Source organism: Pelagibius sp. Alg239-R121, from assembly GCF_947331435.1.
Lineage (GTDB): Bacteria > Pseudomonadota > Alphaproteobacteria > Kiloniellales > Kiloniellaceae > Denitrobaculum.
Window position 1 is genome coordinate 237,895 of sequence record NZ_CAMZOF010000005.1, and the last position, 19,437, is coordinate 257,331.

General features: G+C 55.8%; 16 protein-coding genes and 1 tRNA gene. 7 read left to right on the forward strand and 10 right to left on the reverse strand.

Annotation, left to right across the window (positions count from 1 at the left end):
- The first annotated feature begins 112 nt into the window (after positions 1–112).
- Together QMZ18_RS17470 and QMZ18_RS17475 are read left to right on the forward strand one after the other, a co-directional pair.
- Positions 113–1,867 carry a tetratricopeptide repeat protein gene (locus QMZ18_RS17470; RefSeq protein ID WP_282607613.1) on the forward strand — a complete coding sequence of 585 codons (1,755 nt, stop codon included), beginning with the start codon at positions 113–115 and terminating at the stop codon, positions 1,865–1,867.
- An 83-nt stretch (positions 1,868–1,950) separates the two neighbouring features.
- Positions 1,951–2,826: a 4-(cytidine 5'-diphospho)-2-C-methyl-D-erythritol kinase gene (locus QMZ18_RS17475; protein ID WP_282607614.1), complete on the forward strand. Its 876-nt coding sequence runs from the start codon at positions 1,951–1,953 to the stop codon at positions 2,824–2,826.
- Between the two features lie 56 nt (positions 2,827–2,882).
- On the opposite strand, the gene QMZ18_RS17480 is transcribed toward QMZ18_RS17475, so the two are convergent.
- Positions 2,883–4,442, reverse strand: coding sequence for a peptidoglycan-binding domain-containing protein (locus QMZ18_RS17480; RefSeq protein ID WP_282607615.1), 1,560 nt, complete (start codon positions 4,440–4,442; stop codon positions 2,883–2,885).
- Between the two features lie 243 nt (positions 4,443–4,685).
- On the opposite strand from QMZ18_RS17480, the gene QMZ18_RS17485 reads away from it, so the two are divergent.
- Positions 4,686–4,760, forward strand: a tRNA-Gln gene (locus QMZ18_RS17485).
- A 353-nt stretch (positions 4,761–5,113) separates the two neighbouring features.
- On the opposite strand, the gene QMZ18_RS17490 is transcribed toward QMZ18_RS17485, so the two are convergent.
- The 4 genes from QMZ18_RS17490 to QMZ18_RS17505 all read right to left on the reverse strand — a co-directional run bounded on the left by QMZ18_RS17490 (position 5,114) and on the right by QMZ18_RS17505 (position 11,142).
- Positions 5,114–5,785: a Fe2+-dependent dioxygenase gene (locus QMZ18_RS17490; RefSeq protein WP_282607616.1), complete on the reverse strand. Its 672-nt coding sequence runs from the start codon at positions 5,783–5,785 to the stop codon at positions 5,114–5,116.
- 107 nt (positions 5,786–5,892) lie between these two features.
- Positions 5,893–8,778 carry a response regulator gene (locus tag QMZ18_RS17495; protein WP_282607617.1) on the reverse strand — a complete coding sequence of 962 codons (2,886 nt, stop codon included), beginning with the start codon at positions 8,776–8,778 and terminating at the stop codon, positions 5,893–5,895.
- Between the two features lie 203 nt (positions 8,779–8,981).
- A complete protein-coding gene (locus QMZ18_RS17500) occupies positions 8,982–9,443 on the reverse strand; it encodes a YtoQ family protein (RefSeq protein WP_282607618.1) in 462 nt (153 codons plus the stop codon).
- A gap of 241 nt (positions 9,444–9,684) precedes the next feature.
- Positions 9,685–11,142: a catalase gene (locus QMZ18_RS17505; protein ID WP_282607619.1), complete on the reverse strand. Its 1,458-nt coding sequence runs from the start codon at positions 11,140–11,142 to the stop codon at positions 9,685–9,687.
- Between the two features lie 151 nt (positions 11,143–11,293).
- On the opposite strand from QMZ18_RS17505, the gene QMZ18_RS17510 reads away from it, so the two are divergent.
- A complete protein-coding gene (locus QMZ18_RS17510) occupies positions 11,294–12,208 on the forward strand; it encodes a hydrogen peroxide-inducible genes activator (protein WP_282607620.1) in 915 nt (304 codons plus the stop codon).
- Here the strand turns inward: QMZ18_RS17510 and QMZ18_RS17515 are convergent.
- Positions 12,202–12,528 (reverse strand): hypothetical protein, encoded by a 327-nt coding sequence (locus QMZ18_RS17515; RefSeq protein ID WP_282607621.1) that lies wholly within the window; start codon positions 12,526–12,528, stop codon positions 12,202–12,204. The genes QMZ18_RS17510 and QMZ18_RS17515 overlap by 7 nt on opposite strands.
- A 213-nt stretch (positions 12,529–12,741) precedes the next feature.
- On the opposite strand from QMZ18_RS17515, the gene QMZ18_RS17520 reads away from it, so the two are divergent.
- From QMZ18_RS17520 to QMZ18_RS17530, 3 genes are all read left to right on the forward strand, one after another.
- The gene (locus QMZ18_RS17520) at positions 12,742–12,906 is read left to right on the forward strand and encodes a hypothetical protein (protein ID WP_282607622.1); all 165 of its coding nucleotides are present in this window, start codon (positions 12,742–12,744) and stop codon (positions 12,904–12,906) included.
- Between the two features lie 134 nt (positions 12,907–13,040).
- Positions 13,041–13,586: a DUF924 family protein gene (locus QMZ18_RS17525; protein ID WP_282607623.1), complete on the forward strand. Its 546-nt coding sequence runs from the start codon at positions 13,041–13,043 to the stop codon at positions 13,584–13,586.
- A 35-nt stretch (positions 13,587–13,621) separates the two neighbouring features.
- Positions 13,622–13,963 carry a hypothetical protein gene (locus tag QMZ18_RS17530; protein WP_282607624.1) on the forward strand — a complete coding sequence of 114 codons (342 nt, stop codon included), beginning with the start codon at positions 13,622–13,624 and terminating at the stop codon, positions 13,961–13,963.
- A gap of 176 nt (positions 13,964–14,139) precedes the next feature.
- On the opposite strand, the gene QMZ18_RS17535 is transcribed toward QMZ18_RS17530, so the two are convergent.
- The 4 genes from QMZ18_RS17535 to QMZ18_RS17550 all read right to left on the reverse strand — a co-directional run bounded on the left by QMZ18_RS17535 (position 14,140) and on the right by QMZ18_RS17550 (position 19,379).
- Positions 14,140–14,772 carry a pyridoxamine 5'-phosphate oxidase family protein gene (locus QMZ18_RS17535; RefSeq protein ID WP_282607625.1) on the reverse strand — a complete coding sequence of 211 codons (633 nt, stop codon included), beginning with the start codon at positions 14,770–14,772 and terminating at the stop codon, positions 14,140–14,142.
- A 149-nt stretch (positions 14,773–14,921) separates the two neighbouring features.
- Positions 14,922–17,384, reverse strand: coding sequence for a mechanosensitive ion channel family protein (locus QMZ18_RS17540; RefSeq protein WP_282607626.1), 2,463 nt, complete (start codon positions 17,382–17,384; stop codon positions 14,922–14,924).
- Between the two features lie 212 nt (positions 17,385–17,596).
- Positions 17,597–18,580, reverse strand: a complete 984-nt coding sequence (locus QMZ18_RS17545; RefSeq protein ID WP_282607627.1) for a glutathione S-transferase family protein — start codon at positions 18,578–18,580, stop codon at positions 17,597–17,599.
- 94 nt (positions 18,581–18,674) lie between these two features.
- Positions 18,675–19,379, reverse strand: a complete 705-nt coding sequence (locus QMZ18_RS17550) for a pirin family protein (protein WP_282607908.1) — start codon at positions 19,377–19,379, stop codon at positions 18,675–18,677.
- Positions 19,380–19,437: the final 58 nt, after the last annotated feature.

Here is a 19,437-nt window from a genome sequence, read left to right on the forward strand (position 1 = left end):
CCGACCGGTTTGTGTTGACGGGAAATCCGGTTCCGTGACCAGAGCCTATGTAGGGTCTGCCTTGAGCGGATCTGCAAGGAGCGGGAGGTCCGGAAGATGGCGGTTAGGCCGCATGATGCAGGTCGCGGCGATGGGCTTTGTGGCTGCCGCCTGCGCGGGGGGCGAAGCAACGCAGTCGCAAGCCGAACCGCAGACAGATGCGGTATCCAACCGGATTATTCTCGCGGCGAACTCTGGTTCCGGCAGTGACGCTCTCACGCAGTCTCCGTTCGTATCGCCGTATGGTGCCTATCTCGCTGGTATCGTCGCCGGTTATGAGCGGGATGTGTCCGCAGCGACCGATTTCATGCTTTATGCCTTGCGGTTCGATCCAAACAATCCACAGCTTTTACGCCGCAGTTTCGCGCTGACAGCCGCCGACGGCCGCTACAAGAAGGCAACGGAGCTCGCCGAAAGCCTGGTTGAGTTGGAACCGACACACGGCATTGCCAATCTGGTGCTCGCGGTCGATGCCGCGTCGCGCGATGATTGGGAAGGCGCCGATAAGATCATTTCCGACCTGCCTTCGCGCGGCCTCAACACCCTGACGGGACCGATGATTCAGGCCTGGACTCAGGTGGCGCGCGGGGATCGTGAAGCTGCGCTGCAGCGTCTCGGCGTTCTCAAGGAGAACAAAGGTTTCAGCGTTCTCTATAAACTTCACTTGGCACTGATCAATGACGTCATGGGGGCAAGCGCGGAAGCGGAAGCCGCGTATCAGGAAATTCTGACAAGCGTCGGTGATCCGACTCTCCGGCTCGTCTGGCTGGTAGGGAATTTCTACGAACGCACAGGAAAGCCCGAGAAAGCGCGTGAGCTCTATCAGGCTTTCCTCGCCCGTCGGCCAAATTCAACACTGATGGAACCGATACTCCAACAGCTCGACAATGGTGTGGTCGCAAAACCGGAACTGAATGATGCCAAGGATGGAATCGCCGAGGTACTGTTCAATATCGCTGGTCTTCTCTCGCAGGAGCGTGCAGAGGATGCTGCGTTGGTCCACGTGCATCAAGCTCTGCGTCTGAAACCAGATTTCCTGGTGGCGAATGTTCTGTTGGGCGAAGTCTTGCAGTCGCAGCAGCGTGGTGATGAAGCAATCGCTGTTTATCGGGATGTCCCGACCGATTCGCCGTTTTCCTGGACGACACGTTTACGTATTGCCGAGGAACTGGAACGGCTTGGCAGGGTCGATGACGCGGTTAGCGAACTGGAATCTTTAGCCTCTGTAGACCCCGAGCGCTTCGAACCCCTGTTCCGACTTGGCAATCTGCTTCGTGGCGAAGAACGCTTCGAGGCTGCAGTTAAAGCCTATGACCGTGCCGCCAAGCGCCTTGGCGAACTGGAGGCGCAACATTGGACGCTGCTGTATTTCCGCGGCATCGCTTTGGAGCGTTCGAAGAACTGGGTCCGGGCGGAAGCCGACTTCCTGAAGGCTCTGGAGTTGGAGCCCGAACAGCCTTTCGTCATGAACTATCTTGCTTATTCCTGGGTGGAGAAGAAGCAGAACCTCACTGAGGCGCGCCAGATGCTCGTCCGTGCCGTCGAGCTACGCCCGGAGGACGGCTACATCGTCGACAGTCTGGGATGGGTTCTCTACCGCATGGGCGAGTATAAGAACGCTGTCGGTTACCTGGAGCAAGCCGTTGAATTACGGCCGCAGGACTCTGTGATCAACGATCATCTCGGCGACGCCTATTGGCGTGTCGGCCGGTTGAAGGAGGCCAGATTCCAATGGCGTCGCGCGCTCAGCCTGAAGCCGGAAGAAGACCAGATTCCTGAGCTTCAGGGCAAGGTCGCCCGGGGTCTGAACGCGTCCAACGATATTTAAGGGCTTTATCCGTTTCGCGTGACTCAGCCACCGTTTCATACCGTTAGGGTGTTTGGAAGCTCGAGCGGGTCTGTGTCGAAACCATGATCACGCGCCTTGCAGCAGCCAAGGTCAATCTGGATCTTCGTGTGATTGGACGCCGTGCCGATGGCTATCATGAACTCGAGAGTTTAATTGCCTTCTGCTCGATCGGCGACGTTTTGACCTTTGAGTCGGCGTCTGACATCACATTGCGGGTTGAGGGACCTTACGCCAGCCAACTCCGCGACGAGCCGCTGCAGAACAATCTGGTGCTGCGGGCTGCGGAGTTGCTTCGGAAATATGCGAAGAGTGAGCAGGGTGCCCGCATCACGCTCACTAAGAACCTGCCCGTGGCGGCCGGGCTGGGTGGTGGATCTGCCGACGCGGCGGCAACCCTGTCCGGACTTTCGGAACTTTGGGGGATTGATATCGGCACCGCGCAACTTGCGGGCCTTGGATTGACTCTCGGCGCTGACCTGCCTGTGTGTCTGGCAGGTATCCCCTGTTATCTGACTGGTATTGGAGAAGTGATCAAGCCGCTGAAGGCGTTTCCGCCCTTATGGCTGGTTCTTATCAATCCACGGGTTGGGCTGTCGACCCCAAGTGTTTTTGCCGCTCTCGATGGCCGAATTTCGCCACCGAGAGCGGACAACCCGACATTAGGCATTGATGATCGGGAAGGTCTCCTCAAGAAGCTTGCCGCCAGTGTCAACGATCTGGAGATACCGGCCATTGAGCTGGTTCCTGAGATCGCCGATTGTCTGTCGGAGCTGAGACTGATTTCAGAGTGTTTGTTGGCGCGTATGTCCGGCAGTGGTGCCAGCTGTTTCGGGCTTTTCGCCTCTCCCGACGAAGCTGCCGCTTCCGCCCGTATAATCCGGGCAAGGCACCCCGCGTGGTGGGTTGCGGATGGATTGATCGACCGGCCCAAAAGCTAGGAGCTAGAACGACAGAAGTCTCATTCAGAGAAAATATGTCGGATCAATCCTATGGGTTATTCGTTCGACAGTAATTCCACGACTTCGCGCAATTCGACCAGCAGTTCAGGTGTTGCCTGGCCGTCAACCGGCAGACCGGCAATTTCTTGATACAGGCGGATGGCCGTAGTGGCCTGATTATCGATGATTCCGTCAGGTTGGCCGGGATCGATCTGAAGACGGATCAACAGTTCCTCGATTTCGACCAACGTTGCCTTGGTCAACTCGGTGGGAACGTCTGGCGCAGTCTCGATATTGTCCGGCGTTTCGGTCCTGGCCATGGTGGTCTGGACCTTTGTATCAGCTGTGTCAGCTAGTTCGGAGACAGTGCCGACGACCGTATCGCCGCTGGCCGCAACGTTGTCTTGGGGTGCAAGCTCCGCAACGTCCTGTGGCACTGCATCCTGTGCCGCCTCGGCCAGCGCGGAGGTCGTGGGGACTGCGGGAAGCGATGCACTGACTTCGGATTGTGTCGAATCACCAGCTGTTGCAACGGCCTCGGTTTCTGCAGTCTCGGTTGTTTCTGCGGATTTGTTCTCCGCGGGTGTGGGCTCAGTCGTCGAGGAATTGGGGGCTGCTTCTGGGGCCGGAGCGGCGGTTTCGATCGCAGGTTCTTCGGCGGCTTCCCCTGACGGTTTGCCAGATTCGTCGGACACCACCTGAGAAGTGCCCGGTTCAGAGGCAGCGGTTTCCGCTACCTCTGTTTCACTTGGCGTCCCGGAATTCTCCTGGTCCAATGTCTGATCTTCCGATAAGGCGACGGATGTTGCGTTCTCGTCCTCATCAAAGTTCAAGGCTCCGGTCTGGGTCAGGAAGTAGTATCCGGCCGCTACCAGAACAAACAGCAAGGCGACCAGCACAGAGACGCTGCCACCGCCATCCGACTTGCGCTTACGGATCGGGGTTGTTGTTGTTAGAGCAGGTTTGCGTTCGATTGTTGGATCGCCACCGGAAGTCATCCGCGTACCGACTTTTTGTTTGGTGCCTAGTTTGGATTTGGCGGCTGTTGACGACTCCTTGGGCGATCCTGCATTTGGTTTCTTGGCATCTAGAGTCTTTTTGCCGTTTTTACCGTTTTTACCGACCAGGGCTGGCTTTGACGACTTGGCACCTTCCTTTTCGTCAGACCGCTGCTTTCCGGTGGTGCTTTTCTGCGTACTCAACGAGGATGTGCTCGATGCGGCCCGACTTTCGTGCGCCTGTGGTTTCGCGGCGCTGTCGTTGGGTGCAGTAGTCTTCCGGGAAGACTTCACGGGCGCAGCCTCCGGTTCCGGTCCGGAAGTTTCAAAGAGGCCTTTTTCAGCGGTCTTCTTGTTTGGTTGGCGTTTACCTGCCGTCTTCGATTTCGCGGCATCCCTGCCAGTAGCGCCGGAGAGTGTGTCCTTCGAAGATGGGATATCTAGCGAGGAACTGTCGGACGCGCGCGTGTCCGCTGCCGTCTCGCGTGCTTTGCCAGCCTTGACCGTTGCTTCTCTGTTCGAAGTCTTGGCTGCGGTCTCTCCGGTCTTGGCATCGGATGCGGAGTCGGTCGTATTTGTCTTATTTGTTTTGGCGGGCTTGTCTGATTGCTCGCTCATATCTCGCCGAATCAATGTGATATCCAACGCCAGTGAAGCATAATCGGACGCGTGTCGGCAATGCTTGTAGCGAGATACAACCATTCGGCATTAAATTGCGGGGCGAATTGCACCAGCAGGTGAGGCGGTACCCTGTTTTTCATGGCTAAACGCCTTATTCGACAAGAAAAAAGACGAGGTTTTTGCCAAGAGGGGCGTTGCGGAATTGGAACTTCATCGCTATTTTGTGCGCGCATTCGACGATGGGGCGTAGCCAAGCGGTAAGGCAGCGGTTTTTGGTATCGCCATGCGCAGGTTCGAATCCTGCCGCCCCAGCCAACTTCAATCCCGATTCTGCCATCCCGGACGGTTGTTCTCTTTGGGCGACCTTGGCCTAAATTACGCCTGGACGCTGGCCAGCGTGCGACAAAAGCAGCCCGCGACGATACGGGGTGTGTCGCGGACTGCAAATTGGTCGGGCTTTTCTGTGCAGCGGGTTCCGGAGCTACCTTAAATTCATCACTCCGGTCCGCGGCACTGAAGCGCTGGTGGACAGCGATGAAGACACCTTACAACCGACTTATTGCAGTTTTCTTGCAGTCCTCTGACGAATCAGTGATGACCAGGGTCAGCCCAGCTGAACCTGGTCTATGAGCGAATGCATCGCCGGCTTTGCAAACTGAGCCAATCTCTCAAGTGTCGGCCCACATGCGCAGCAGGTTCAGGCGGCTTTTTTCGGCTGTCTTAAACTGGTCCGACTCCGGATGATTCTCTGCGAGCCATTTTGTGACGTCCGCCAGCTCTCCAAGGATTTCGCGCTTGGCGGGGTCCCGCACCATTGATTCGACCCAGGTCACGATTGCAGCGCGGCGGCCGGAGCGGACCGGATTGACGTGATGCACATAGTGGGTGGGGTAGACGACGGCGTCGCCGGCCTTGAGTTTGTATTGCTGTTCGCCGAATACCGTCTCCATTACCAGCTCGCCGCCCTTGTAGCTTTGCGGATCGCTCAGGAAAATTGTCATTGAAAGATCGGTACGCATCCCTGGATAGGGCCCCATCAGCGAGGCGTCGACATGAGAGCCGTAGTGCATCTCCTTGTCGTAAATGCTGAAAATCGGTGGCAGAATTCGTTTGGGTATGGCGGTCACATTGAATTCCGGATTGGCCGAAATCTGATTCATGACGCTTTGTACAAGGGGTTTGTAGGCTGCATGGCTGTTCGACATCTGGGTGTTGCGCTTGATGTCCTGGCCTAAAGGGCCCGCGCTCATGCGTCCGTCGACAAACGGGGCCGCAGCCATCTGCTGGAGCGTGGTTTTTACCTGCTGTTCGTCCAGAATGCCCGATATGACGGCAACCATGCAGTTCCTCCCTTTGCACGAAAAAGGGAAGTTACATCACTGTCCGGGCGAGGCCCACAGATATTGAGTCGTGCCGCCGCCGTCTGACGTTGAGAGAGGTGAGCTGGTTATCCCGCGCGCATCGTTTTCTGCAAACTGTCGAGAGATTCGTGAAGACCTTCGAGAGCCTTTCTGGCTTCCGGCGAAAGCGGATCAGTGTAGTCCGACAGCTTTGTCTCTTCTTCGTCGTCTTCGAAAGCGATGTCGTTGCTATCGAAGCTGTCAACACCACCGCGATCGAAGGGATCGCCTTCGCCGCACCAATGGTCGATCTTTTCGAATAATTTCACCTTGTCGATAGGCTTTGAAAGATAATCGTTCATTCCTGCCTGGAGACACTTTTCTCGATCGCCCTTCATCGCGTTTGCCGTCATTGCGATAATGGGGATTTCCGACCGCGACCCAGTGAGTTGCCGAATTGCCCGCGTTGCGTCCAGCCCATCCATTTCGGGCATCATCATATCCATGAGGATCAGATCGTACGGCCGGTTGCGAATCGATGATAAGGCTTCCAGCCCGTTGCTTGCGCCATCGGCGCTGTGCCCCGCCTTTTTGAGGATTGTCGTGGCGAGCATCAAGTTGATTTGATTGTCTTCAACGACCAGAACACGCAGGCTGCTGGAAGCGGACAATTCAAGCATACCGTCTTCGTCCAGATCCGGATCGGCTTGCCGCTCGCTGCCGAACAGAGGCCCTATGCAGCCGGCCATAGCGCCGTAGCCGAGTGGCTTTGGCATGGCGGCATTGAAACCAAGCTCCCTTGCGCGTCCATCGGTCCCTACCTGCCCCGAAGACGACGAAAGTACCAACTTTACTGAGCGGTAACCTGGGATCTCTCGAATTCGGCTTGCAAGCTCGACGCCGTCCATGTCTGGCATCATATGATCGATGATGATCGCGTCGTAGGTTCCAGCGCCCTTGGACGTGGCGATCATGTCGAGCGCCGTCACCGCGTCTGGAGCAACCGCGCCATCGATCCGGAAGGCTGCAAACTGCTTCTCGAAGACAAGGCGGTTCACTTCATTATCGTCGACCGCGAGGATGCGCCGGCCCGCCAGAAGTGACGAGACCTGACAACGTTTGTCGCCGATATCATTTTTCTGGCGTTTCAAGAGTGCCGTGAACCAGAAGGTACTACCCGTTCCAACCTCACTCTCGGCACCAATCTCGCCGGACATCATCGAGACCATCTCCTTACAAATCGCAAGGCCCAGACCCGTTCCGCCAAAGCGCCGTGTCATAGAGGTATCGGCCTGAGTGAATTTGTCGAACAAGGTAGGCAGGGAATCTTGAGGTATCCCGATACCAGTATCGCGCAGTTTGAACATCAGTTCGACATCATCGTCACTGATGCCTTGTGCGGAAACTTCAATGCTGACACCGCCTTGCTGGGTAAATTTGATCGCGTTGCCGGCAAGATTGAGCAGGATTTGGCGCAGGCGGCCAGGATCTCCGATCAAAGCGATTGGGACATTTGGTTCAACGTAAGATGCAATCTCAATCCCCTTGACGTGGGCTCTTGCAGATAAAAGCTCCAGAGTCGATTCGACGGTCGTCAGGAGATCGAAATCGATGTCTTCGAGTTCCAGCTTGCCTGCCTCGATCTTGGAGACGTCCAAGATATCGTTGATGATGCTGAGCAGGGCTTCGCCGGACCGGTTTATTGTGTCAGCCTGTTGTCGCTGCTCATCATCGAGATCGCTCTCCAGCAAAAGTCCGGTCATGCCGAGAACACCGTTCATAGGCGTTCTGATTTCGTGACTCATAGTCGCCAGGAATTCCGACTTGGCCCGGTTTGCTTCTTCCGCGGCATTTTTTGCGACGGCCAACTCGTGGCGGGTCGTGATGGCGGTTCTGGTTTTGTCGCGCAGGATCGAAAGTGCCGTGGCGATGGTCAGGAGCTCATCTCGTCCTGTCCGGGGAATATCAATCTCGGTTTGTTCGTTGCTGATGGCAAAAAGTGCGGAGGAAATCTGCTTGATCTTGGAAAAAATTGAGCGGTGCAGCATGTACCAGCCCAGCGCCCAAAAAGACAACAAAGCCAATATGGTCAACTGCAGCGTCAGCATTGTGAGCGAGGATACGTTGCCCGAAAAATCACTAATGTCACGGCCGAACTCAGCAACAGCCCAATCCTCGTTGAGAGAGTCTTTGAGCACGACGGCCACTAAATTAGTGTCGACGCTCTTTGGATGACCGGGCGGCAAAGACTCGGCCTCGTCCAACTCGGGCACTTCGGCCGGAAGATCGCTGATTGCCTCGTTGATTAGGAGATAACCGCCCATGTCTTTAAAGGTGAAGTGTCCGCCGAGGTGTTTTCCAAGACCGCTGAGCAGGTAGCGCGGGTCGACGACGAATTCTGCGAAGGCTCGAACTTTGAACCCGCCGATCGGCACGATCAGGCTGTGCACAGGTCGACCGTTGTTCGTCTTCCAGTAGTATCCCGTCGGTTTGCGTTGCTCCGCCTTTGGCCTTGAGAGAATGAGTTCTACGGCACCGGGGCGGGTACCTATGGTGTCGCTGCCGCCTTCGAGTGAAGACTCCAGCATTTTCATCTCGGTCGTATAGATAACAACGTTCAACAGCCGCAGACGTTCAAAACGAAACATAGGAACGAAATGAACCGCATTGGCGGCCCTGATGATTTCATTGCTGTCTTTGGTTCTTATCGCCTCAATGAGGGCCGGATCTCGTGCGAATTGACTGACGAAAGGCCGAACGCGTTCCAAGTATCCCAAGCGGATGCGATCGTCGATCGCCGCGCGCACCATATCTTCCTGGGCGTCCGTCAATGTGCTGAGCGCGAAGCGTTCGTAAGCTTTGGTTAACCATATTTCGTTAGCAATAGCACCAAGAGACAGCAACAACGCAAGGCAGAATAGTGCCTTGCGCAGCGTCCAGAACCCAGCCTTGAGAGCTTTGCCGGTGGCCGGCTCACTCCTGTCTCGGGACATCGCCCGACCTCCTCGGAAAGCGTGAGGCTGGGAGTGTATCCGCGCGGAGGTAAATAAAGATTTATGATGCTTCTGCTGAAGCTCTGTTCGCGGTGCTACCTGCAGTAGGCCGTATAAATCTGAAAACCGAAATTATATCAATAATTTACGATTTTTTGTATGTTGTTTTTCGGGGCCGTTTACAGAAATTTTTTCGCCGTTGATTAGAGTTGACCTTGAATTACATAGCGTAACAAGCGCACTACCTGTTCGGGGTGTTCGGCGACCGCCATGGCTGCGCCGTCGACTTCCTTCAAGGCATGATTCAGGGCCGCATCATGCAGCGTGATGTAAGGAATGGACTGGGCTGTAGCATAGCCTGCATCGAAAGCGGCGTTCCATTGACGATATTTGTCGCCGAAGCGGACGACCGCCAGATCGGCACTGTCCATCAGGGTCCGCGTGCGCATCGCGTTGACCTTGGCGCCTTTGTGATCGTGCCAAAAAGTGGACGTCTCGGCGCCAAGGATTTCGGCGCCACAGTCGTCGCTGCTGGCATGGTCGGTTACCGGAGATACGAGTTCGACCGGCAAACCGGCTTCTTCAACACCCTTGCCGATCTGGTCCCGCCAATCTGTGTGAATCTCACCGGACAGGTACACTGTCCAGATACGCTGGTCTGCCATCTGCTGCTCCTCAGTTAAATCTGCCGCGTTGTGTTAAGCGGGAACCACCACCGCTGCAAGAGGCATTCCGCATCATGGAAGGAAGTGGTTGTTCTTGACTCAAAACGCCGCCCCCTGCGCTTAAAACGCAGAGGGCGGCGCCCAGAGACTAAGGCAGCGGTGGGTTCAGGACGCTGCCCTAGACAGCCTCGGCTTGAGGGGGTTCTGAAGGCCCCAGGGCCGAGGTTTTGGTGGCTGTAACTCAGGCCGCGATTACTTCGTCGATCGAGAGACCCAGAGCTTTTGCGACGCCCTCGCCATAGGCGGGGTCCGCCTTGTAGCAATTCTGGATGTGGCGGTATTGGATCTCCAGGCTTGCGCCACCAACGGATCTGGCCGTGTTCCCAAATAAGATGCTGCGCTGCTCGTCACTCATCAATTTGAAGAGTGCGCGAGGTTGCGAGTAATAGTCGTCATCCTCGCGGTGGTTCCAGCGGTCGGCGTGATCGTCGACTCGGAGTGGCGGCTCGGAGAAGTCAGGTTGTTCGGCCCATTCGCCCTTGCTGTTCGGCTCATACCCGATCCGGGCGCCGGCATTACCGTCCATGCGCATCTGGCCGTCACGGTGATAGGAATGGAAGGGGCAGCGCGGTGCATTGACCGGAATGTGCCCATGATTCACGCCAAGGCGATAGCGTTGTGCGTCACCGTAGGAGAAGAGGCGGCCCTGCAGCATCTTATCCGGGGAAAAACCGATACCTGGAACCACGTTTGCCGGGTTGAAAGCGACCTGCTCGACATCGGCGAAGTAATTGTCTGGATTGCGGTTGAGTTCCATCTCGCCGACTTCGATCAGCGGGTAATCACCATGTGGCCAGACTTTCGTCAGATCGAAAGGATTGACGTGATAGCTGTCAGCGTCGGCTTCGGGCATGACCTGTACTGACAGGGTCCACTTTGGAAAATCGCCGTTTTCGATACTGTCGAAGAGATCCCGCTGATGGCTCTCACGATCTTGCGCGATGACCTGTGCAGATTCTTCGTCGGTGAGGTTCTGGATGCCCTGCTGGGTTTTGAAATGAAATTTGACCCAGAAGCGTTCGTTGTCTGCATTGATGAAGCTGAAGGTATGGCTGCCGAAACCGTCCATGTGACGGTAGGTTTTCGGAATACCGCGTTCGCTCATGACAATCGTCACCTGGTGCAAAGCTTCAGGTAGCAGGGTCCAGAAATCCCAATTGTTGTCTGCGCTGCGCATATTGGTACGCGGGTCGCGTTTAACGGCGTGGTTCAAATCCGGGAACTTCAGGGGGTCCCGGAGGAAGAAAACCGGTGTGTTGTTGCCTACGAGGTCCCAGTTTCCTTCGTCGGTGTAGAACTTGGCGGCAAATCCGCGGATGTCCCGTTCGGCGTCAGCCGCACCGCGCTCGCCCGCAACCGTGGAGAAACGCAGGAACATGTCGGTTTTCTTGCCAAGCTGGGAGAAAATCTTGGCGCGAGTGTACTTCGTAATGTCGTTGGTCACCGTAAAGGTGCCGTAGGCGCCGGAGCCTTTGGCGTGCATGCGGCGCTCGGGTATCACTTCCCGATCGAAATGTGCGAGCTTTTCCAGGAACCAGACATCCTGCAGTAAAGCAGGGCCTCGGCGGCCAGCAGTCATCGTGTTTTGGTTGTCGGGAACCGGCGCGCCTGCAGCCGTTGTCAGTTTTTTGTCGCTCATTTCTTTCTCCGCTTGTGGTCGTGCGATGTTTAGGAACCCGCTGTCATCACCCCCTTCAGGGCGCTGAGGCATTTGATGAGTTGTATTATAATCATTCTAATTATAATCTCTAATATAGATAAATTTGCATTTCGATAGGAAAAAACTATCAATGGTCTCTTTCCGCCAACTCCAGTATCTGGTGGCTGTCGCCGATGCCCTGCATTTTCGCCGTGCGGCTGAGGCCTGTAACGTCTCCCAGCCGGCTTTAAGCGCGCAGATTCAGCAGCTTGAGGAGGGGCTTGGCGCCCAACTGGTGGAAAGAAGCCAGCGCAAGGTGATCCTGACCCCAATCGGCCGCGATGTGGTGGCACGGGCGCGTGGAATTCTCGCGGACGTCGAGTCATTGCGGGAGTCTGTGCGTGATCAGGCGCCGCCACTCAGCGGGACACTTCGCCTGGGGGTTATCCCAACGGTCGGCCCCTACGTCCTGCCGGCCTTGCTGCCGCGGGTCAGGAGCCTGTTTCCCAAGGTCGAGCTGTACCTGCGTGAGGACAAGACCGCTGAACTGGTTACACAGCTGCGGGCCGGACAGATTGATCTGGTTTTGCTGGCCTTGCCCGTTGCAGGTGCCGATCTTCAGTCGATGCCTCTGTTCGAGGACCCCTTTGTGCTTGCCATGCCCGCGGGACATGTGCTGACCGAACGGCAAAAAGTCAGCGAGACGGATCTGATCGAGCAGCAGCTCCTGCTCCTGGATGACGGTCACTGCCTGCGGGATCATGCCCTCCAGGTCTGTGCCTTGTCCGGTGCGGGAAATGTTGCAGACTTTGGCGCGACAAGCCTCAATACGCTGGTCCAGATGGTTGCCAACGGATTAGGGCTCACGCTGATGCCGTCTCTGGCGCTGAACGTCGAACTGCGCGCCGACAGTGGCCTTGAAATTCGACGATTTGAAGAGCCGCAACCGAGTCGGCAGATTGGGTTGCTCTGGCGGCGCAGTTCAATGCGCAAAGCCGATTTTCATGCCTTCGCGGAAATCATCAGCCGCCAGATTGACATGGGGGTGATCGGCTCTTCTCAGTAAGAAGGAACGCCCGGAAAGCTGCATTCGTTGCGGCTGTATACCTGCCGGACGTGGCAGGCCCGGTTCATGTCTATCGCGAGATGGCCACGGCAATTCTTGAAACTTACCGTAGCATCATACCCGACGATCGTATTGACGGATTGACCTGGTTGCCGCCGAGGCAGGATGGAAATTTGCCTGATGGTAGATTCGTCGACCCCCAGTTCGGCAAGTTTATGCTCAACCTCGGGCAGGCATTCGTTGAAGCGCGCGGCCGCAGGAAAAGCCGTCGCCAAAATGAGCGCACCGGTAAGAAGGGCTGTTGAGGTTCTGCGTAGCATGGAGGTTCTCCGTTTATCGTGTTTCCGCCGTCCGGAGACATCGCGTCTGTCGAAAATGTAATGTCTGCCCAGCGCGATCCCCGTCACGTCTTCGTGAAACAACCCGCACTCTGCGCAATGGACTGTCACCCACATTTCGTACTGCTGTCATGAGTCCTTCACAGCCAGCCGGTATCAGAAGTCATCTGCTGACCTATCCGGGACTTCGAAACCATGGCGATTGAACCCAATTATCGTTTCCTCGCGGAGAGGCTTCGTGACTTTGCAGAGCGCCTGGGCCGAAATAGTGAAGAGTCGTTTGATGACGTGGGGGACCAAAATAAGCGTGCCGACGAAATCGAATGGTGCATCCAGGGGCTGGATGGCTACTGTTCGTAATTGGCTATTTCGTCATCACAGCGTTTGCTGTTGCTGTTTGTGACCTCGTAATCCTTTTCGTGGATTTCCCTGTCTTCCGAAGGCAGACTATGCCGGTAACGGTGTAAGTCTCTTGCTGTGAAGAGGGAGGACGAGTGGTCACGGTTGACGACGTTCTGGACTTTTGGTTTGGCGAAGGCATGTCTGATCGCTGGTTCGTTAAAGACCCGGCGTTTGATGATGCGGTTCGCCGCACGCTGCTTTCGGGCTATGAGCTGGCAAACGACGGACGCCTGGATGATTGGATGTCTAGCGCACGAGGCTGCCTTGCACTCTGTATTCTGCTCGATCAGGCGCCCCGGAATCTGTTTCGTGACGATCCTCGAGCCTTTGCAACAGATGCCAGGGCGCGTGATGTCGTCCGTCACGCGCTCAGCCTAGGACTGCAGCACGATCTGAGCCAAACGGAACGTCTTTTTCTATACCTTCCGCTCGAGCACAGCGAAGACCTGCAGGACCAGGAAGAATGCCTCGTACTGACAAAGGCACTCGACGAGGACCCTACTTGGTACGATTATGCGCTCATGCACCGGGATATCATCGCGCGTTTTGGTCGGTTTCCCCATCGCAATCTCATACTCGGCCGCGATGCGACGGCGGAAGAGGCTGCGTTTTTGACTGAACCACACTCCTCGTTCTGATACCTAGTTGCAGTGATAGGCTTGCTGGAGGAAATATGCAGAATCCGACCTTAACACTTACCTTCGCAGCTGCTTTGCTGCTGTTGCAGGGCGTTTTCGACCCTGTGGTGGCAGACGAGAATGCCGAACAGCAGTTCAGCCGTTATCAACAGGCGATCGAAGTGACCAAACAGTGCCGTCAGATTGGATTTTCCGATGGCGAATACGATCGCATGGGCGAGATCATCAACAAAAAGGTCAATCACGAGGTTGGTGCCAAGCGGCTGTCGCTCCTACTCGCGGCTCAAAAAGATGCACGTAAACTGGTTGAAGCAAAAGGCTGCGATAGTTCGGAGGCCGGCGAACTTCTGCAAATCTATGACACCGAATTGAAGTGATTCTTGGACGGAGTCATGTAGTGTCAGTGGCATCAGTCAATTGACCTAATGCCGTAGCCGCGCTTCGGAGCGCTGTCAGTCTCCAACTTGGAATACGATTGCGCTTGAATTTCTTGAACAAGAGCTTGGTTCGCGTTTTTCGCCTGTCCGGCGTAAAACGACCGGACTCGGGGGAGTCAGGGAACCAGCCAGGTCGTATCCAATTCGCCTTTTGACCAATCGAAGCGGGCTCGCCGATGGCCTTCGTGGCAGACATACAGCCACTCCAAATGGCTGAAAGTCGCGGAAATTACGGCAAATTCCGGGTAGCCTTTTTCCGATTCTTCCAAGGTCGGATCTCTGTCCTGAAGTTCGGGAGATAGACCGGAGGTCGGCCAGGCACTCGGTTTGCCGGGATGCTCGGAAACAAGATACTCCCGGCGGCAGTCCGGCGTAAGCTTTTTCCAAGCTTCTGCGGCAACGGTGTCATCGTGGGAAACTGTTGCGATGGCGTCGACCCGAAGCTGGGTTTGTGCACCGCGATCATAAAAAAGAAACGATATCCTCGGATCCTTTTTGAGGTCGTCGACTTTCTGGCTGCGGATGTCCGTATGGAAGTGCAGACAACGTGATTCCCGATCGACATGCCGAAGAACGACAGTGCGCATTGCCGCGCCGGCCGAGTCGCGCATGGTCGCAGCAACCGGTGTATGGAAGCCGTGGCGTCGATCGGAAACGCCTTCTTCCAGAAGGGTCCAGATCTCATCCAGCACAACACCAAGCCGCGGCTCGTCGTCGCTGCTCCAGATATCAAGTGGCAAGCTTACCATCAAAAAAATCCTCACTTACAAATAGGGTCCGGTCTACGCCGGCAGTGAGCACAAACAACAATAGCAAAAAAAATTGGACAGTTGGGTTATATCATCGAATGCCTATCATGGCTGATCCGATATTTTCAACGCAGAGTCAACTAATGCCTTTACGAAGTGGATTGCGGCGACGGATTCTCTCCACGATTGATAAGGGCTTTTTCCAATCGATCGATATCCTTAATGTTGATATCGCGTTGCGGGAACGGAATTTCAATCGCGGCCTCTGCAAAAGCCCGATTGATCGACACGCGTAACTCGCTCGCGACGATAACGCGCCATTCAACCTGTGCGATGAAGCCGCGCGCTTCAAAGTTCAGAGACGAGTCCGCGAAGTCCTGAAAAACCACCTGGGGTTCGGGCCAGGTTAATATTCTTTCATGGCCGCGCAGGCATGCCATCAGGATATCCATCACTTTATCAATGTCGGAGCCGTAAGCGACTCCAACCGCGACTTCGACGCGGCCGTAACGGTCTTTGTGCGTCCAATTGGTAACGGCATTGGCAACGAGTTCGCTGTTGGGAATAATGATCGACGCACGCTGAAAGGTCTCAATCTCGGTGGCGCGCACCTTGATTCTTTTGACGAATCCCTCGTGTCCCGCGATGACGATCCAGTCACCCACTTTGATCGGTCGTTCGATCAACAGGATCAGTCCAGAGACGAAGTTGTTCACAATGTTTTGAAGGCCAAATCCGATACCAACCGACAAGGCGCCCGCGATGATCGCGATGTTGGAAAGGTCGAGTCCCAGAGTCGTGATGGCGAGGGTCGCCGCTGCGATCAACCCGATATAGCCGGTTCCGGCGGTCAGGGAGTTCTGAACCCCCGAGTCCATTCTGGTATTTGGTAGTACCTGTTCCGACAGCAGGCGCTGGATGAAGCGGGTGACCAGCAGGACGACAAGGAAGACGGCTATGGCCGCAAGGACATCACCAGGAGAGATAGTGACGCTGCCGATCTGAACGCCTTTTAGGACGCTCACAACCAGGCGGGCGACATCTTCGAAAGGCAAGCCCCAAAGCGGCGAGATCAGGATAAAGCCAGTAATGAAGACCACGAAGTCGAAGGCCGCTCGAATCCAGAACTTCAGAAGTTTTCTCGTGGGATGCGGAATACCGAGACTGATGCGGACCAGTTCGGTGCGCAAAATTGCGCCAATGATCTCGCGGCCCAGCCCCCGGACCAAAAACAGCCCGCCGATAATGGCGCCGCTGACGACAAGGTTGTTGATCAGTTGAGCGCCGAGAACAAGGTATCCGAACAGCGAGCTCAAAAGGGTGATCGCGGCCAGAGCTGCCGCCAGATAACGGATGATCCACCAGACGCGCCAGGGGCTCGGGCTGGACGGCTTTATTTCAGTTGCGGTTATGCCCGGGGCCGAAGGATCTGCCTGCCAGACGGCGGCACGACACAGGCTTAGGACGCCGATGGCTTCCAGAATGTTGGTGACGAAGAGGTACAGTGAAGCCTGTTCATCCGAAGCCTGATAGTCGGCGAACTGGCGGAGTGCCGGCTGGAGCTCGACGAAGAAGGCGTCAATCGCAAAGATGATCGCCAGAACGATGGTAACACGGCTGATGTAGCGCGCATTTTGTGGTGTAACCGGTAGCAAACGCCAGTTGGGAAGATTCGGTGCGAGAACCGCCCGGGGTAAGGCGCTGGCCAAGATGACAAAAATAGCCGCGATGCAAAAGATGACGGATATGGCTTGGAGCAACCCGCTGAGCACTGATTGTTCGCCCAGCACCCTGGGCAGAAATGCGGCAAGAATCAACGCCGGGACGACACCGTTGGCGAGACCTTCACCAATGGCGCCTGTCAGGCGCCGGGCATACGACGGGTTCTGAAGAGACGCATCGCGTCCAAACCATCGCAGCAGCAGGCGGCGTACGACCCAGCCGATAGCGATTGCTATGGAAATACGGACGGCCAGCCTGAAGAACAAAAAGCTCTGGCGTTCCTCTTCCGTGAGGGTGCCCCACCAGATCGCCGGCGAAGTGGCAATCAGGCGAAGCATCTCGAAGAATTCGGGAACCGCTTTTTCCACTGTCGAAGGTGCTAGCGGGAAGGGCGAAAGCGTCAGAAAGCCGGCGATCCTGCGCTCGCGCACGACAGCGATTGCAAGAGTTTCCGCCTCGGTGACTCGCGACAAAGTCAGCTCGATTTGTTTCAGCTTGGCTTCCTGGAGCGAAATGTCGGTCAGAATCTGCGTGCGCTGTGCAGCGATTGCGGCGGGTTCCGCCGGCTCTGCCTCTTCTGGCGGGGGACCAAGTGCTTTGAGGCGACGACGGAGAGGCTCAATATTGTCGTTGGTTTCATCGCGGAGTGTTTCGGCTTCCACCCGGATGTTGGACAGGTTCGTCCGAATCTGGTTGAGCCTTTCCTTGGGGATGCTATTTCGTGCGATTTCTTGCTGAGCAGAATCGAGCAGACGGCTCCATCTCGTTGCGTTGGCTGCAAAGGGTTCGTGGGGATCCGCCGCGTAGGTTGAAGAGGCTACAAGCACCGGCGAGGCGAAGGTCGCCATAGCAAACAGGAATAGAATACAGACTAGATTTCGTGCCGGCACGCGTAACACCGCCTGTGATTAACTCGCAGAGTGCGATCGTTTGTCATTAATGTAATCAAGAACATGAAACGCCCTCCATTCATCTTGAGCGGAGTTGCATTCACATTTTTCTCTGATCCAGTGAAAAACGTTCGGACTCTTGCAGTGTAGCTGTGCGGATTGTGTGGACGCCAGAAAGTTATCTGTTATCGAACCGAGGTGGCGACCGACTGTTAGACGGTCAGGGGTTCCCGTCCGTGCTGCGCAAGGAAGTCGATATCGGGCCCCAGGGGAACGACACCGGTTGGATTCACGCTTACGTGGCTGCCGTAGTAGTGATGCTTGATGTGATGGAAATCCACCGTTCCGGCAACCCCGGGAATTTGAAAAAGTTCACGGGTATGACCCCAGAGATTGGGCAAATCCACCAATCGTTGCCGGTTGCATTTGAAGTGTCCGAAATAGACGGGATCGAAACGAACCATAGTGGTGAAGAGCCGCCAATCTGCTTCGGTAATTCTATTGCCGGTCAGATAGCGCTGCTGCGAAAGACGGTCTTCCAGCCAGGACATAGAATCGAAGAGCGCTGCGAACGCCTCTTCGTAAGCTTCCTGAGAGGTCGCAAAACCACATTTGTAGACGCCGTTATTCACCGTGTGATAGACGCGCTCGTTGACCGCCTCAATCTCCTGCCGCAGATCCTCCGGATAGAAATCAATCGCAGCATCTCCCCAGGCATCAAACGCGGTGTTCAGCATTCGGATGATTTCGGACGATTCATTGCTGACGATGGTGCCGGTTTTCTTATCCCATAGAATCGGAACGGTGACCCGTCCACTGTAGTCGGAGAGGGCTCGTGTGTAGACTTCGTGAAGGTGCTTCGCGCCACCGATTGCATCCGCCGTGCAGCCGCGGCCTTCCTGGAATACCCATCCCTGTTCGCCCATGTGCCAATGCACGACCGATACGGTGATCACGTCTTCGAGTTTTTTGAGTGCCCGAAAGATCAGGGTCCGATGTGCCCAGGGACAAGCCAGCGAGACATAAAGATGATAGCGGCCTGCTTCCGCTTCGAAACCATCCCTACCGCTCGGCCCCGCCGTGCCATCGGCCGTGACCCAATTGCGGAAGATCGATTCGTTGCGTTGAAAACGCCCGCCGCTTTTGGCCGTGTCATACCATTGGTCATGCCATACACCGTCTACCAGAAGACCCATTTCTTGCTTCCTCTTTATGCACGCTTTTGTCTGCTCGCAAAGCAGATTTTTGGTTAATTGTCAGTCGGATAACGCCAAGGGCCTGCCAATGCCTTTAGTTTGCTGGCAGATCAGCCAAGAGAATCTCCGTGTCCACTACGGCCTCTATATCCACGTGGTCTTCTTGCCGGATCGCTGCCCCGTCGCGCATTTGAACAGGGGTGCCGTTGATGACTGCCTCACCGCTGGCGGCAACCAGATAGCCTTGACGATTCTGACCAAGGTCGTACCGAAGGCTTTGGCCTTTTGTGAGCGTTGCGCCGAGCAGGGCGGCATCCTGATGGATCTCGAGTGCGCCTTGGTGCCGGCTGCGTCCGGAAGCAAGCGGCACTAGAATTCCGGCACGATCGGACTTTGGAAAGCGGCTCTGGTCCCATCGAGGTTGAAGATTGTCGATGGCCGGGCGTATCCAAATCTGAAACAGCGTCGTCTCCTCATCTTCGCGATTGTATTCTGCATGCATGATGCCTTTACCGGCGGTCATGACTTGAACGTCACCTGCTTCGGTCCGGCCCTGGTTCCCTAAATGGTCCTGATGCGTGATTGCGCCGCTGCGGACGTAGGTGATGATTTCCATGTCCCGGTGCCCGTGGAGATCGAATCCGGTGCCCGGTGCAATGGCGTCGTCGTTCCATACGATCAGCGGGCCGACGCCGTTTCTGCTGGGATCGAAGTATGAACCAAAGCTGAAGTGATGGCGTGCAGTGAGCCAGTCATTTTCAAATCGGCCGAGACGGTTGAATTCGGCAACGTCAATCACGTTCTTCGTTCCCTTCCTGGTGCGCTGTAATCCGATGTTGAAGCGGGAATTCATGCCC

Coding starts and splice junctions, on each gene's coding strand:
- QMZ18_RS17470 (WP_282607613.1), top strand. CDS start 113: ATGATGCAGGTCGCGGCGATGGGCTTTGTGGCTGCCGCCTGCGCGGGG.
- QMZ18_RS17475 (WP_282607614.1), top strand. CDS start 1,951: ATGATCACGCGCCTTGCAGCAGCCAAGGTCAATCTGGATCTTCGTGTG.
- QMZ18_RS17480 (WP_282607615.1), bottom strand. CDS start 4,442: ATGAGCGAGCAATCAGACAAGCCCGCCAAAACAAATAAGACAAATACG.
- QMZ18_RS17490 (WP_282607616.1), bottom strand. CDS start 5,785: ATGGTTGCCGTCATATCGGGCATTCTGGACGAACAGCAGGTAAAAACC.
- QMZ18_RS17495 (WP_282607617.1), bottom strand. CDS start 8,778: ATGTCCCGAGACAGGAGTGAGCCGGCCACCGGCAAAGCTCTCAAGGCT.
- QMZ18_RS17500 (WP_282607618.1), bottom strand. CDS start 9,443: ATGGCAGACCAGCGTATCTGGACAGTGTACCTGTCCGGTGAGATTCAC.
- QMZ18_RS17505 (WP_282607619.1), bottom strand. CDS start 11,142: ATGAGCGACAAAAAACTGACAACGGCTGCAGGCGCGCCGGTTCCCGAC.
- QMZ18_RS17510 (WP_282607620.1), top strand. CDS start 11,294: ATGGTCTCTTTCCGCCAACTCCAGTATCTGGTGGCTGTCGCCGATGCC.
- QMZ18_RS17515 (WP_282607621.1), bottom strand. CDS start 12,528: ATGCTACGCAGAACCTCAACAGCCCTTCTTACCGGTGCGCTCATTTTG.
- QMZ18_RS17520 (WP_282607622.1), top strand. CDS start 12,742: ATGGCGATTGAACCCAATTATCGTTTCCTCGCGGAGAGGCTTCGTGAC.
- QMZ18_RS17530 (WP_282607624.1), top strand. CDS start 13,622: ATGCAGAATCCGACCTTAACACTTACCTTCGCAGCTGCTTTGCTGCTG.
- QMZ18_RS17535 (WP_282607625.1), bottom strand. CDS start 14,772: ATGGTAAGCTTGCCACTTGATATCTGGAGCAGCGACGACGAGCCGCGG.
- QMZ18_RS17545 (WP_282607627.1), bottom strand. CDS start 18,580: ATGGGTCTTCTGGTAGACGGTGTATGGCATGACCAATGGTATGACACG.